The organism is Glutamicibacter sp. 0426, from assembly GCF_001906485.1.
Classification (GTDB): Bacteria; Actinomycetota; Actinomycetes; order Actinomycetales; family Micrococcaceae; genus Glutamicibacter; species Glutamicibacter nicotianae.
Window position 1 is genome coordinate 35,318 of sequence record NZ_MPBI01000007.1, and the last position, 13,828, is coordinate 49,145.

General features: G+C 63.7%; 11 protein-coding genes. 2 read left to right on the forward strand and 9 right to left on the reverse strand.

Going from position 1 to position 13,828, the window contains the following annotated elements; translation table 11 throughout:
- Positions 1-170: 170 nt before the first annotated feature.
- Together putP and BKX98_RS15270 are read right to left on the reverse strand one after the other, a co-directional pair.
- The gene (gene putP, locus BKX98_RS15265) at positions 171-1,676 is read right to left on the reverse strand and encodes a sodium/proline symporter PutP (RefSeq protein WP_073707897.1); all 1,506 of its coding nucleotides are present in this window, start codon (positions 1,674-1,676) and stop codon (positions 171-173) included.
- A 136-nt stretch (positions 1,677-1,812) separates the two neighbouring features.
- Positions 1,813-2,775, reverse strand: coding sequence for a LysR family transcriptional regulator (locus tag BKX98_RS15270; protein WP_073707898.1), 963 nt, complete (start codon positions 2,773-2,775; stop codon positions 1,813-1,815).
- Positions 2,776-3,009: 234 nt separating this feature from the next.
- Here BKX98_RS15270 and BKX98_RS15275 point away from each other — a divergent pair, with 234 nt between their 5' ends.
- Complete coding sequence (locus tag BKX98_RS15275; RefSeq protein WP_073707899.1) at positions 3,010-6,528, forward strand: bifunctional proline dehydrogenase/L-glutamate gamma-semialdehyde dehydrogenase; 3,519 nt, start codon at positions 3,010-3,012, stop codon at positions 6,526-6,528.
- A gap of 78 nt (positions 6,529-6,606) precedes the next feature.
- On the opposite strand, the gene BKX98_RS15280 is transcribed toward BKX98_RS15275, so the two are convergent.
- The 5 genes from BKX98_RS15280 to BKX98_RS15300 all read right to left on the reverse strand — a co-directional run bounded on the left by BKX98_RS15280 (position 6,607) and on the right by BKX98_RS15300 (position 11,423).
- Positions 6,607-7,206 carry a hypothetical protein gene (locus tag BKX98_RS15280; protein WP_066144743.1) on the reverse strand — a complete coding sequence of 200 codons (600 nt, stop codon included), beginning with the start codon at positions 7,204-7,206 and terminating at the stop codon, positions 6,607-6,609.
- A gap of 54 nt (positions 7,207-7,260) precedes the next feature.
- Positions 7,261-8,433: an ABC transporter permease gene (locus tag BKX98_RS15285; protein WP_073707900.1), complete on the reverse strand. Its 1,173-nt coding sequence runs from the start codon at positions 8,431-8,433 to the stop codon at positions 7,261-7,263.
- Positions 8,430-9,311, reverse strand: a complete 882-nt coding sequence (locus tag BKX98_RS15290; RefSeq protein WP_073707901.1) for an ABC transporter ATP-binding protein — start codon at positions 9,309-9,311, stop codon at positions 8,430-8,432. The genes BKX98_RS15285 and BKX98_RS15290 overlap by 4 nt, the downstream gene beginning before the upstream one ends.
- A 79-nt stretch (positions 9,312-9,390) precedes the next feature.
- The gene (locus tag BKX98_RS15295; RefSeq protein ID WP_073707902.1) at positions 9,391-10,056 is read right to left on the reverse strand and encodes a response regulator transcription factor; all 666 of its coding nucleotides are present in this window, start codon (positions 10,054-10,056) and stop codon (positions 9,391-9,393) included.
- Positions 10,053-11,423, reverse strand: coding sequence for a sensor histidine kinase (locus BKX98_RS15300; protein WP_073707903.1), 1,371 nt, complete (start codon positions 11,421-11,423; stop codon positions 10,053-10,055). Before BKX98_RS15300 ends, BKX98_RS15295 begins: the two co-directional genes overlap by 4 nt.
- A 150-nt stretch (positions 11,424-11,573) precedes the next feature.
- Between BKX98_RS15300 and BKX98_RS15305 the strand changes: the two genes are divergently transcribed.
- The gene (locus BKX98_RS15305) at positions 11,574-12,125 is read left to right on the forward strand and encodes a thioesterase family protein (RefSeq protein WP_038991618.1); all 552 of its coding nucleotides are present in this window, start codon (positions 11,574-11,576) and stop codon (positions 12,123-12,125) included.
- 23 nt (positions 12,126-12,148) lie between these two features.
- On the opposite strand, the gene BKX98_RS15310 is transcribed toward BKX98_RS15305, so the two are convergent.
- Together BKX98_RS15310 and BKX98_RS15315 are read right to left on the reverse strand one after the other, a co-directional pair.
- Complete coding sequence (locus BKX98_RS15310; RefSeq protein ID WP_073707904.1) at positions 12,149-12,757, reverse strand: phosphoribosylanthranilate isomerase; 609 nt, start codon at positions 12,755-12,757, stop codon at positions 12,149-12,151.
- Complete coding sequence (locus tag BKX98_RS15315) at positions 12,754-13,740, reverse strand: acyl-CoA thioesterase (RefSeq protein ID WP_073707905.1); 987 nt, start codon at positions 13,738-13,740, stop codon at positions 12,754-12,756. Before BKX98_RS15315 ends, BKX98_RS15310 begins: the two co-directional genes overlap by 4 nt.
- Between the last annotated feature and the right edge of the window lie 88 nt (positions 13,741-13,828).

Here is a 13,828-nt window from a genome sequence, read left to right on the forward strand (position 1 = left end):
TGGGAATCGTTCCTTCCAGCTCGGTTGCTCGGGCATAGCTCTAGGCTACTGTGCCCGGTGCGCTTCGGCTGGCAGAAGCTGAAAGCCTGGCCGAACTGTTACACCGGGTCCTGCAAGAGGAAAGCTCCCCTGGCCCAGATGGCCAGGGGAGCTTTGCACGGGAATGACGGCTAGGCGGTGACCTTCGCGCCGACTTCCTGTTCCATTTCGGTGAACTCGGCTTCGATCTCCGCGTTCGGGCGGTAGGTGGCCTTGGAGACCAGCCATGCGACCACGAGGGCGGCGAGGAAGCCCGGGACGATTTCGTACATGGCCGAGGCCAGCACGTCCACGTTGCCCCAGACGAAGACCACGACGGCACCGGTGACCATGCCGGCGAAACCACCCACGGCGGTCAGCTTGCGCCAGTACAGGGCCAGCAGCACGATCGGGCCGAAGGCGCCGCCGAAGCCTGCCCAGGCGAAGGAGACCAGCTCCAGGATCGAGGAGTTCGGGTTCAGCGCCAGCAGCGCGGCGATGATCGCGATCAGCAGCACGCCGCCGCGACCCAGGTTGACCAGGGCCTTCGGCGAGGCCTTGCGGCCGGTGATGTTGTACAGGTCCTCCACCAGTGCTGAGGAGCAGACGATCAGCTGCGAGGACATGGTGGACATGATCGCGGCCAGCACCGCGGCGAGCACCAGGCCGGCGATCAGCGGGTGGAAGAAGATCTGGCTGAGCAGCAGGAAGACGGTCTCGCTGCTGGCCTTGTCCAGCGGCTCCTTGGCGAAGTAGGCGACGCCGATGAACGCGGTGGCCACGGCGCCCAGGGTGGTCAGGAACATCCAGCCGATGCCGATGCGTCGTGCGGTCTTGGCCTCGGCGGGGGTGCGCAGCGCCATGAAGCGCACGATGATGTGCGGCTGGCCGAAATAGCCCAGGCCCCAGGCGGCGGTGGAGAAGATGGCCACGGTGGCAAGGATCGCACCGTTGTCATTGAAGGAGGAGAACAGGTTGAAGGCTTCCGGGTTCACCGCGGTGATGCGCGAACCCAGGGTCTCGATATCGCCAATGCGGATCACCGCCACAATCGGCACGGCAATCAGCGCCGCGAACATCAGCACGCCCTGGACCATGTCGGTCAGCGAGGCGCCGAGGAAACCACCGAACAGCGTGTAGAGCAGGGTGATCCCCGCAACGACTAGCATGCCGGTAAGGTATTGCCAGCCGAAGGATGCCTGGAAGAACTTGCCTGCGGCCACCATGCCCGAGGAGACATAGAAGGTGAAGAACACCAGGATGATCAGCGAGGAGCCGATGCGCAGCAGGTGCGCCTTGTCCTTCAGGCGCTTTTCGAAGAAGCTCGGGATGGTGATGGCGTTCTGCGCGATTGCGGTGTAGGAGCGCAGGCGCGGGGCGACGAACTTCCAGTTCAGCCAGGCGCCGATGAGCAGGCCGATGCCGATCCACGACTCGTGCAGGCCGCCGAGGTAGATGGCGCCGGGCAGGCCCATGAGCAGCCAGCCTGACATGTCGGAGGCGCCGGCGGACAGGGCGGCAACCCAGGGCTTCAGGCCGCGGTCGGCCAGCATGTAGTCGTCAATGTTGTTGGTGCGGCGATATGCAATGTAGCCGATGCCAAGCATCGCGGCCATGTAAATTGCGATCGCAATCATCTGGAAAGTCTGGTCGGACATTTTTCCTCATTACCGTTTGTGCCCGCGGCTATTCCCAGCCGCCAAAGGCGCGGATTTCTGTGGTGCGAGTCACCACTATGGCACTATTTCCCGGGTTTGTCGCCGGGTGCCATTCGGTCTGTGATCTATCTGTTATCTAGTCGACCGTATCGAAGTCTGCGGGTGTAGCCAAAATCGCCGAGTTGCTTGCATCACTCATTCCGGGCTGGGCATGCAGCGATTTGCGTACCGCGCGGATGGCCGGAGACTGGACGGAAGAATGCCGCATGGCGGTGAAGATCGTGCGCTCGGGAGCGCCGGGAAGATCCACAGTGCGCAGCGCGTGGCGCTGGTCGCGCAGCACCAGATCCGGGAGCATCGCCACGGCATTTCCCGAGGCGACAAGCTGCACGTGAGCCTGCAAATCAGCGGTTTCGTAGCGCAGGTCAGGCTCGAACCCGGCCAGCCGGCAGGCCTGCAGCGCCCAGTGCCGGCTGGCGGCCCCGTCGGGCTCGACCACCCAGGGCAGGGAAAGAGCATGCTCCAGGTGGTGCACCCGGTCGAATTCGGCGTTCCCGGCTCCGCCTCGCGCCGGCAGGGCCAGGCGGATCGGATCGTGAGTCAGAACACGCCGGTCGAGGTTGTCGTAGTGCGGCGCCGAGTGCCCCGAGTACTGCTCGGCGACCACCAGATCGAAGTTGCGGCTGCTGGTTTCATTCAACGCATCGGCTGGTTCCTGCTGGCTCATTTCCACTCGCAGGTTGGGGTGCTTGGTGCGCAGTTCGCGCAGCGCCGGCGGCATGAGGCGCAGCATGGCGGTCTGGAAAACCGCTAGTCGGACGGTTCCTGAAACGGTGGACATGGCCGCGGACAAATCCGCTTCGGCGCGCTCCATGGAGTCGAGCAGTTCCTCGGTGTGGGCCACCAGGATCTGCGCCTGCGGGGTGAGTTTGAGCGTGCGCCCGGTGCGCCGCAGGAGCTCCACCCCGGTTTCCGCTTCCAGCTGGCTCAGCTGCTGCGACACCGAGGAGGGCGAGTAGCTCAGCGCATCGGCCACCTCGGCAATGGTTCCGCGGATATGCAGCTCGCGAAGCAGGCGCAATCTTCTCAGTTCAAGCACGGTTTTACCGCCATTCAGTTAATGCGGACTCACGGAGCCCAGATACTTTGGCAAAACCGAACGATCATCTTCGGCTTTGTTCACTTTTGCTTAAGACAATAAGGGTTCATACTCGATCTTGCACACAGCTTTTCCTTGCGCTCCGCCGGCCACGGCGAAACGCCAAGAAAAGCCATAACGACATCAGCGTTCGGTGCCGAACCACAAGTACGAATTGCATCGAAGGGACCACCAGTGTCTTTCACCCATACCCAGCAGGCAGTGCCAGCCGCACTGGATGCCGACGGCAACCCGCTCACCTCGCCGGCCGAACTTGCTGACGACGTCATCAAGCTGGTGCGCCGCTGGCTCACCGAAGCCTCCGACTACCCGGTGGATGCCGCCGCCGCCCGCCTGGCCGGCGTGCTCAAGGATCCCAAGGGCCTGGACTTCACCGTGGGCTTCGTCGACGGCGTGATCCGCCCCGAAGACCTGAAGGTCGCGGCGGCCAACCTCAAGCAGCTGGCCCCCATGGTTCCAGGCTTCCTGCCCTGGTACATGCGCAAGGCCGTCGCCGTCGGCGGCGCCCTGGCCCCGGCTATGCCTCAGGTAGTTGTCCCCATCGCCCGCAGGGTCCTGCGCGAAATGGTGGGCCACCTGATCATCGACGCTTCGGATGCCAAGCTCGGCGGCGCGATCTCCAAGATCAAGCGCGAGGGCGTGCACCTGAACGTCAACCTGCTCGGCGAGGCCATCCTCGGCGAAGGCGAAGCCGCCCGCCGGCTGGATGGCACCACCAAGCTGCTTGAACGCGATGACGTGGACTACGTATCGATCAAGGTTTCCTCCACCGTCGCCCCGCACAACCACTGGGCCTTCGACGAAGCAGTGGAGCACATCGTTCAAAAGCTGCAGCCGCTGTACCAGCTGGCTGCCAGTAGCCCGAAGAAGAAGTTCATCAACCTGGACATGGAAGAGTACAAGGACCTGGAACTGACCATGGCGGTCTTCACCAAGATCCTGTCCAAGCCGGAGTTCAAGGAGCTGCCAGCCGGCATCGTGCTGCAGGCCTACCTGCCCGATGCCCTGGGCGCGATGATCCAGCTGCAGGAATTCTCCGCGGCCCGCGTGGCCGACGGCGGCGCGCCAATCAAGGTCCGCGTGGTCAAGGGCGCCAACCTGCCTATGGAAACCATGGAAGCAGACATCCACGGCTGGCCGCTGGCCACCTGGCACACCAAGCAGGACTCCGACACCAGCTACAAGTCGGTGCTGGAATACGCCCTGCGCCCGGAACATGTGGAGAACATCCGCATCGGCATTGCCGGGCACAACCTCTTCGATGTCGCCCTGGCTTGGCTGCTGGCCAAGTCGCGCAACGTCACGGACGGCATCGAGTTCGAAATGCTGCTGGGCATGGCCACCGGCCAGGCCGAAGCGGTGCGCAAGGAAGTCGGCTCGCTGCTGCTCTACACGCCGGTGGTGCACCCGCAGGAATTCGACGTGGCCATCGCCTACCTGATCCGCCGCCTCGAAGAAGGCGCCAGCCAGGAAAACTTCATGTCGGCAGTCTTCGAGCTGGCCAAGAACGAGGAATTGTTCGAACGCGAGAAGAACCGCTTCCTCAGGTCGCTGGAAACCATGGCCAATGTGGTTCCCGCCCCGCACCGGGTGCAGAACCGCCAGGTCCAGGACCCCGAGCTGGGCGCCCGCGTGGCAGGTTTCGACGACGGCACCACCAAATTCTTCAACACCCCTGATACCGACCCGGATCTGGCGCAGAACCGTGCCTGGGGACGCGAGATCCTGTCCAAGATGCAGGACTCGCCGCTGGGCAAGGACCTGGTGAAAGGCAATACGCTGAACAGTGCCGGCGAGCTCGACGAAGCCATCGCCATGGGCGTGGATGCCGCCGCCGGCTGGCAGCAGCTGGGCTCGGCCGAGCGTGCGCAGATCCTGCACCGCGCCGGCCTGCTCTTCGAGGAGCGCCGCGCCACCTTGCTGGAGGTGCTGGGCTCCGAATGCGGCAAGACCATCGACCAGGGCGATGTGGAAGTCTCCGAAGCCATCGACTTCGCGCACTACTATGCCGAACTGGGCCGTGAACTGGATGCCGTGGACGGCGCGAAGTTCGTCCCCTCGAAGCTGACCGTGGTGACCCCGCCATGGAACTTCCCGATGGCGATCCCTGCCGGCTCCACGCTCTCGGCGCTGGCTGCCGGGTCCGCGGTGATCATCAAGCCTGCCACCCAGGCCGCCCGTGTGGGTGCCGTCATGGTGCAGTGCCTGTGGGATGCCGGGGTGCCCAAGGACGTGCTGCAGCTGGTCTTCGTGGGCGACCGCTCGCTGGGCCAGCAGCTGGTTGCCGATGAGCGCGTTGACCGCCTGATCCTCACCGGCGGCTACGAGACCGCCGAGCTGTTCCGCTCCTTCCGCAAGGACCTGCCGCTGCTGGCCGAAACCTCCGGTAAGAACGCCATCATCGTCACCCCGAACGCGGACCTGGACCTGGCCGCCCGCGATGTCGTGGCCTCGGCCTTCGGGCACGCCGGCCAGAAGTGCTCGGCCGCCTCGCTGGTGGTGCTGGTGGGTTCGGTGGCCGAATCCCGCCGCTTCAACAACCAGCTGATCGACGCGGTGAAGTCGCTGAAGGTCGGCTACCCGTGGAACCCGGAATCGCAGATGGGCCCGCTGATCGGCGAGCCGGGCGAGAAGCTCAAGCGCGGTTTGACCACCCTGGGCGCCGGGGAGCGCTGGGCCATCGAGCCGAAGCAGCTCGATGATTCGGGCAAGCTCTACTCGCCGGGCGTGCGCTACGGCGTGGCCCGCGGCAGCGAATACCACAAGACCGAATACTTCGGTCCGATCCTCGGCGTGATGACCGCCGCTACGCTGGAAGAAGCGGTAGAGATTGTCAACGAGGTGGACTACGGACTGACCTCGGGCCTGCACTCGCTGGATTCGGCGGAGATGGGCTACTGGCTGGAGAACATCCAGGCGGGCAACATCTACGCCAACCGCGGCATCACCGGCGCCATCGTGCAGCGCCAGCCATTTGGCGGCTGGAAGAAGTCGGCCATCGGCGCAGGCACCAAGGCCGGCGGCCCGAACTACCTTGTCGGCATGGGTTCCTGGACCGATGCCCCGGCCAAGCAGGGCGCGGCGCTCTCGGCCTTCGACGAACGCCTGCTGAACACCGCCGAACTGGACTCGGAGCAGGCGCAATGGCTGCGCTCCGCGCTGGCCAGCGACAAGCTGTGGTGGAACAACGAGTTCAACCAGGCCAAGGACCGCTCGGGCCTGCTCGCAGAACGCAACATCCTGCGCTACCGTCCGGTCGATGTCACCGTGCGCTTCGAGGAAGCCACCAGCGGCCACGGCCTGGCCGAGGCGCTGCGCGTCATCGCCGCCGGCGTCACCGCAGGGTCCCGCGTGCTCTTCTCCGCTGATGTGCCGCTGCCGCTAGGCGTGCGCAACCTGCTGGCAGAGAACTCGGTCACCGTGGTGCGCGAGGATGCCGCGGCCTTCGCCGCCCGCGCGGCGAAGCTGGCTGCGAAGACCGGCCCGGATTCCGCTGCCCGCATCCGCCTGATCGGCGGCTCGGTGAAGGCGGTTGCCGAGGCGACCAACGGCAAGCCGGACGTGGCCGTCTATGCTTCTCCGGTAACCGCTGCCGGGCGTGTGGAAATGCTTCCGTTCCTGCATGAGCAGGCAGTATCCATTACCGCGCACCGCTTCGGCACCCCTAATCACCTCAGCGATGAGTTGATCTAGCGAGTAAGCACATATATATGGCTGTGGCCAGCATCCAGGTGAATGGATGCTGGCCACAGCCTTTTTCTTGAGAACTATCTACTTCTTGCGTTCCTTGAGCTTGGCGGCCAGGAAATCGGCCGCGGCGGCGAGCAGCGCAGGAACAAGGTAGCGCGCCAAGGTCGCCAGGGTGAAGGCGAAGACGGATCCGCTGGCTGAACCTGCAACCGACAGGGCAACGAAGCCCAGGCCCACCGCGGAGAGCAGGCCGACAATCCAGCCGGCGAGCTGGCGCGGACGCAGGATGAACCAGCCGGCCAGCGACAGCACCGGGAGCACGATGCCCCACACGGTGAAGTAGCCGGTGTACATGCCGGTCAGATCCAGCGCGGAGACCAGGAACCAGTCGCCGTACTCCACGGTGTCCAGCACTGGCAGCTTCAGCAGGATGTCCAGGACCAGCGACAGCAGGACCAGCAGCATCGCGAAGATCTTCGTGTCCTTGCGTGCTTCGAGCAGCCAGAAGCTGCCGATCGCCACGAGCCTGATCACCCAGAGGGCAATCAGCGAGAACAGGCTGCCACCGGTGACATAGTCGGCGGTGGACAGCAGCGTGGATCCGGTAATGCCAACGATCAGCACCAGCCAGACAATGATCAGGCGGGCCGGCAGATGCAACAGTGGTTTTTCTTCGCTCACTTGTTCAAGTCTAGTGACGCTGGCTGTGCAACGTCTTGGTCCCGCTTCATCGGCTCAGACCTCGAGCTTCAGTGCCTTGCGCAAGGTCAGCGCGCCACCGGTGTGCATTACCGCCCGGCGGTAGATCCGCTCCGCGAACAGCAAGACGATCCAGCAGGCGGCAAGCAGGATGGCCAGGGAAAGCACCGGTTCCCAGATGGCTACTTCGCCGGAGAGCAGGCGGATGGGCATCGCCGCCGAGGAGACGATGGGAATGTAGGAAGCGACCACCAGGAAGCTGCCCTTGGCATACAACCCGATGAACAGCACCGCCATCAACAGCCCTACCACCGGCCCGCTGGACTGCTGCAGATCCTCGGTGCGGGTAGCCAAGGACCCCAGGGCCGCCCAGATCCCGGCCAGGAGCAGGAAGCCGCCGAAGAAGAACACCACGAACCATCCGGCCACCTGGGTGACGATTCCGAGGAACGGGATCTGGATCGGGGAAATGTAGGCGGCCAGCAAGCCGATGCTGAGGAAGGCCAGCAGCTGGAGCATCGCCAGAATGACATTGCCGATGATTTTTCCTGCCAGCAGCTGGCGCAGGCGGATGGTGCTGGCCAGGATCTCGACCACGCGGTTCTGCTTTTCCTCAATCACCGAATTGGCTATGGGCATGCCGAAGAGGAACGCCGCCATGTAGAAGAGGAAGGAGAAGACCAGTCCCATGACACTGGCCATCGCCGCCCGTTCGGAGTCGCCGTGAAGCTGGTCGGTGACCAAGTCGTCATTATCGGGCAGGCTGGATGATTCCAGTCCGGCCTCGGCGAGTAGTTGATCGGTCATCGCCGATTTCATCGCCTCGCGGACCAGGGAGCTGAGCTCCTGGTCAACCTCGTTGAAACCGGTCAACGTGAATTCCTGTGCGTCATCCGAAGCGGACAAGATGGCGCTCAGCTGCTCGGCGGAGAGCTGCTGCTTGGCATTCTCTGGAGTAAGCCGTGAAATGCTCAATTCCACATCGTCGGGGCGATCCTTGATCACCTGCTCCAGCACCTGGTAACTCGTATCGTCGGTGGCTGCCACGGTGAAATGCGAGGTGCGATTGCCCAGGACGCCGGTAATGGCCACCGAGCCGACGATGAACAGCAAGGTCACGATGGTGCTGATGATGAAGGCCTTGTCGCGCAGCTTCGTTTCGACTTCGCGCAGGGCAACGATGAGCCATGGGGCTGTGGAAGCGTTCACTTGATGACCTCCCGGTAGATGTCGGCCAGCGAAGGGCGGTGGACCGCGAACTCTGCCACCGGGCCGCGGCTCATGGCGGTGGCCAGCACGCGTTGGGCATCTGATTCGGAATCGAAATTCACCAAAGCCTCGTGGCCCGAAATATCGATGACGGTGACGCCAGGTTCGCTGCGCAGCCACCCGGTGTCGGAACCCAGGGAGAGCCGGTGGCGGGAAGCCTGGGTTGCACGGAGCTCATCAGCCGAGGAATCAGCCAGGATCCTGCCGTCCTGGATGATCACCAGATGATCCACTAGCACATCGAGCAGATCCAGCTGATGCGACGAGAAGAGCACCGGAACGCCGCGCGCCGCATAGTCGCGCAAGATCGAACTCATCGCATCAACGGCGATGGGGTCGAGGCCGCTGAAGGGTTCGTCGAGGATGAGCACATCGGGTTCGTGCAGCAGTGCCGCGGTGACCTGCACGCGTTGCTGGTTGCCCAGGGACAGCGATTCGAGCTTCGACTTGGCTCGGTCATCGAGTCCGAAGCGGGCCAGCAGTTCCATGGCGCGTTTGCGCGCACCGGAGCGGGAGAGGCCATGCAGCTGTCCGAGGTAGACCAGCTGGTCGATGACGGGCTGCTTGGGATACAGGCCGCGCTCTTCGGGCATGTAGCCGAAGTTGGGGCGCGTAGCCCCGGTCAGCGGCTGGCCGTTGAGCGTCACGGAACCCGAATCGGCACTGAGCAATCCCATGATGATGCGCATGGTGGTGGTCTTGCCGGCACCATTGGCGCCGACGAATCCGGTCAGCGCCCCGCCCGGTACGGTGAAGCTGATGTCGTTCAAGACTGGATTCTGCGCGAATGACCGCGACACATGATGTAGCTCAAGCATGCTTTCCTCTGCCAGATATTGTTCCTGCTCATCAGCTTAGGAAAAGACGGAGCATTTGCGCTCCCTCTGGGGAATGAAACTATTGGATGAGTCCGGCGCGGTGGGCGAAGAGGACACCCTGGACCCGGTCGCGCAGGTGCAGTTTTGCCAACAGGTTGGACAGGTGGGTCTTCACCGTGGCTTCAGACAGCGAGAGCACCGCGGCGATTTCCTGGTTGTTCTTGCCCTGGGCCAGCTCGGACAGGACCTGGCGTTCGCGTTCGGTGAGCGTTTCAAGCTGCTGTGCCTCGGCAGATGGCTCTGCCGAATCCGCGCCAGTGCCAGCCCCGGTGCCACGCTGGATGAGCTTCAGCGTGACTTCGGGGGAGAGCAGGCCATGGCCGGCGGCGACCTGGTGCACAGCGGTGACCAGCATTTCAGGTTCGGCATTCTTCAGCAGGAAACCGCTGGCGCCGGCATCCATGGCGTCAAAGAGGTAGTCGTCGCGGTTGAAGGTGGTCAGCACGATGACCTTGGTCTGCGTGGTGCTGGCGATGAGCTTGGTGGCTTCGATGCCATCCATCTGCGGCATCTGGATATCCATCAGCGCCACCGTGGGATTCAGCTCGCGGACCAGGTCCAGGCCCGCTTGGCCGTTCTCTGCCGTGCCGATGACCTGGATCTGCGGGTCGGTTTGCAAGATCAATTTCAGCGACGACAGGATCAGGGACTGATCGTCGCAGATCACCACGGTAATTTTGCTCATGATGACAGTCTAGTTGCCGCGTCGGAGACCACCCGCAACCGGGCTCGGGTACGCCAGCCGTGCGGAATGCGCGGGCCGATTTCCACCAACCCGTGATGCAGCTTGGCGCGTTCGCGGATGCCGCGCAGGCCGTAGCCGCCTCCGGCTGAATCGAGACGGGGGCGGCCGTTGTCGGTGACTTCGACTTCTACCCATGCGCCCTCCGCATCGGTTCCCGAACGCAGCGAGAAGGTGGCGGTGCGGGCAGTGGAATGCGCGCGGACGTTGGCCAAGGCCTCGCCGCTGATGCGGTAGAGCGCGAGCGACAGGCCGGCTGGCAGGGAAGAAATGAAACCGGGCTGGTGCTCATCGCACGAGAGCTGGATGCCCAGTCCCTGCCGCTCATTCGTGGCGATCAGCTCGTCGAGCTGCGCCATGGACGGTTCGGGGTTCCGTGCGCCCTCGGCCGAGCCCGGCACATCGTCCGGGTCGTCATGTTCGCGCAATACGCCCAGCAGGGCCCGTGTTTCGCTGACTGCGCTGCGCGCCGAGGATTCGATGCCGCGCATCAGCTCGATTGACTGCTGGGGATCCCGGTCATGCACCATGCGGGCGGCCGAAGCCTGGACGCCCACCGAGGCGATGTGGTGGGCGATGACATCGTGCAATTCGCGGGCAATGCGCAGCCGTTCCTGGTTGACCGCGCGGTCTGCCAGCTGCTGTGACTGCTCGGCAATGCGCTGCGCCTGGATTTCGACGATCTGGCTGGCATAGGCATTGGTCCAGCTGACCATGCCAAGGAAGATCGCACCTCCGAAGAACATCAGGTTCATCAGCAGGTTGTAGAGGACGAAGGCCGTGGTTGTGGGCAGGACGCCTGCCGGTTCTTCGACCATGGAGGTGCCTGTGGCCTTGAACAGGTCCGAGGAGAAGAAGGAAATAATCAGCCAGGTGGCCATGAACAACAGCACCACGCTCATTGCCGTCCACAGGCCCCGGCGGTTCTTCGACCAGGTGACCGCCGTGTAGATGCCAATGAAATAGGCCAGCTGCGCGCAGAGTTCCATGCCGACCCGGTAGGTGTTCTCGTTACCTGCGCCGAAGAAGGCAGCCGAGCCGATGAGCATCATCGAAATCGGCCAGCGCCGGCGGAACATCAGCGGCACGATCAAGGACGCCAGCACCAGGTAGGAGAGCAGGCGATCTGGCGCGTCTTCCCGTTCGGTCAGGGACTGCATGAGTTCGTGCATGGCCAGCGCCAGCAGCAGGAAGCCCGCGGCAACGATCACATCTCGGCGCAGTCCCTTCCGATCGGGAGCGGGGCGTTCCCAATCCACCGGAGGCAGCGTGGGGAGCCGACGGTGAACTAGCTCGGGCAGTCGGCGCATGACGTTCCTTGTTTGTTGCGTTGGCCAGGCATTGGAACCGATTTTACCGTTTTGCGCTGTTCCGGGCATGAGCCTGGAGGCTTAGTCTCGATGCTGAGCTGGGAAGGACATGATCTAGGAATAAAGGTTACTAACGAGTAATGTGATGGTATGCACATGATTTTCCGAATTCTCATGGTCTACCTGAAAAGCAAGAAGGCTTCCAAGCTGACCATGTTCGACACCAGCTCAGTGGACATGCGCGCCACGCTGACCGATATCGACTTTGCCGGCCACATCAACAACGGCATGTACTTCTCCATCTTCGACCTCGGGCGTTTCGATTTGATGTTCCGCTCTGGCGTCTGGGACATCATGTCCAAGAACAAGTGGGTTCCGGTCGTGCAGACCGAGACCATCACCTTCCGCAAGTCGGTCCGCCTGGGAACCAAGTTCTCGCAGGAAACCAAGCTGATCGGCATGGACGACAAGTGCATCTACTTCGAGCAGCGCATCGTGGTGAAGGGCGAGATCTACGCCCGCGCCTACATTGCCACCCGCATGACCTCGAAAAAGGGCGCGGTGCCCAATGAGGAAATCCTGGCAGCTGTCGGCTTGGAAATGCCAGAAGACCTGGTCCTGCCTCAATGGCTGCACCAATGGCGAGAGGACGGTGCGCTGCCCAGCACCCGCAAGCCCGCCCCGCATAACTGGATCCGCTGAATCAGCTGTCGCGGGGAGCTTGGCTAGGCCTTGGCCGCTTCGATGAAACTGGCGATCAGCTTGGGTTCCTTGACCCCGCGAGCTGACTCCACGCCGGAAGAGACATCGGCGCCGAAAGCGCCGGAGGCGTCCAAGGCTTCAGCCACATTCTGCGCGGACAGCCCGCCGGCCACCAGCCAGCGGCGTCCCGCGGCCAGGTCCTTCACCGCCGCATAGTCCCAGCTTTCGCCGCTGCCTGGCACCGAGGCGTCGATGAGCAGCAGCTCCTCGCCCCAATCGGCGAACTGCTCTTCGGAGTCATTGCGGCGTACCGCACGGATGACCTTGAACCCCGCCTCGTGGGCGGCGGCCACATCCGTTGCGGTGCGCTGGCCATGCAGCTGAACCCAGCCCACGCCGGCCTGTCCGGCCCGCTCCAGCACCGTGCCGATGTCCTCGCCGCGGAAGACTGCGACGGTGGCAATGCCGGCGGGAACCGCCTTGACCAGTTCGGCAGCGCGCTGGACCGGAATTTCGCGGACGCTTTCGGTCAGCACGAACCCGACGGCATCGGCGCCGTGGGCCACGGCGACGTCCACGTCCTGGGCTGTGGAGAGGCCGCAAACCTTGACGAATGGCTTATCTGTGCTCACTTGGCGTTCTCCTCGGCCAGATGCACTGGGGTGTAGCCGCCGGGCGCGTTCGCGCGGATGGCCAGCAGGTCGCGGGCGTGATTCCAGAGCCGCCGGTCCTCCTCGGAGACCGGGACCCACGGCTTGACCGGAACAGCAGTCCCGGTTTCATCCCGCGTGACCATCACGGTCAGGCAGTAGGTTGTCAGCTGCATGTCGGTGGTCTTCGGATCGCCCGAACGCACATGCACGGCAATGTGCATGCCCTTGTTGCCGGTATAGACCAGGCGGGCTTCGACCTCCACCAGGTGGCCGATCAGCAGCGGCCGGTAGAAGCGCACCCCGCCGGAGAACACCGCAACGGTTTCCTGCTGGCAGTAGCGGGCCGCGCACAGCTCCGCGGCATCATCGATCCACTTCATCACGATGCCGCCGTGCACCTTGCCGCCCCAGTTCACATCGGTCGGCGCCGCCAAAAAGCGCAGGACAACCCGCTCGGCGGTGCCTTCATCGGTGTAGACCTGGCCATTCATGGACGCGACAATCTGCTCGCGGATCTCGATGCGTGCCAGCGCATTCTCGCGCACGGCGATTTCCTTGGCCGTGCCCGGGGTGAACGTTGGAACCGGTGTCGGCTTGCCCTCCTCGTCCACCGCTACGAAGATCACCAGGCAGCTGCTGGATTTCACCGGCCGCAATTCGCGCGGATCGCTGAAGGACACCTCGGTATGGATATGCATCGAGCTGGTGCCGGTGTACACCACCGAAGCGGTGACCTCCACCAGATCGCCGGAGTGGATCGGGTCCTCGAAGTGGATGTTGCCGACATAGGCGGTGACGCAATAGCTGGAGGACCATCCCACCGCCGCGGCGTAGGCGGCCTTGTCGACCCATTCGAGAACGGTGCCCGCAGCCACGATCCCGGTGACATCGACGTCGGTCGGCGCGGCAAGGAACCGCAGGGTGACAGAATGCGGACGTTGTTTCAGCTCCGGAGTGCTCATGCACTCCAGTTTCGCGCACTTCGCAGGCCACGGGCAATGTATGACGCTTCACGGCCCGCGCCTTGACGGCACATTCCGCGGCGGGAGG

Bases quoted from the DNA above. Each gene is read 5' to 3' on its own strand.
- putP (WP_073707897.1), bottom strand. From the start codon at position 1,676: ATGTCCGACCAGACTTTCCAGATGATTGCGATCGCAATTTACATGGCC.
- BKX98_RS15290 (WP_073707901.1), bottom strand. From the start codon at position 9,311: ATGCTTGAGCTACATCATGTGTCGCGGTCATTCGCGCAGAATCCAGTC.
- BKX98_RS15295 (WP_073707902.1), bottom strand. From the start codon at position 10,056: ATGAGCAAAATTACCGTGGTGATCTGCGACGATCAGTCCCTGATCCTG.
- BKX98_RS15300 (WP_073707903.1), bottom strand. From the start codon at position 11,423: ATGCGCCGACTGCCCGAGCTAGTTCACCGTCGGCTCCCCACGCTGCCT.
- BKX98_RS15305 (WP_038991618.1), top strand. From the start codon at position 11,574: ATGCACATGATTTTCCGAATTCTCATGGTCTACCTGAAAAGCAAGAAG.
- BKX98_RS15315 (WP_073707905.1), bottom strand. From the start codon at position 13,740: ATGAGCACTCCGGAGCTGAAACAACGTCCGCATTCTGTCACCCTGCGG.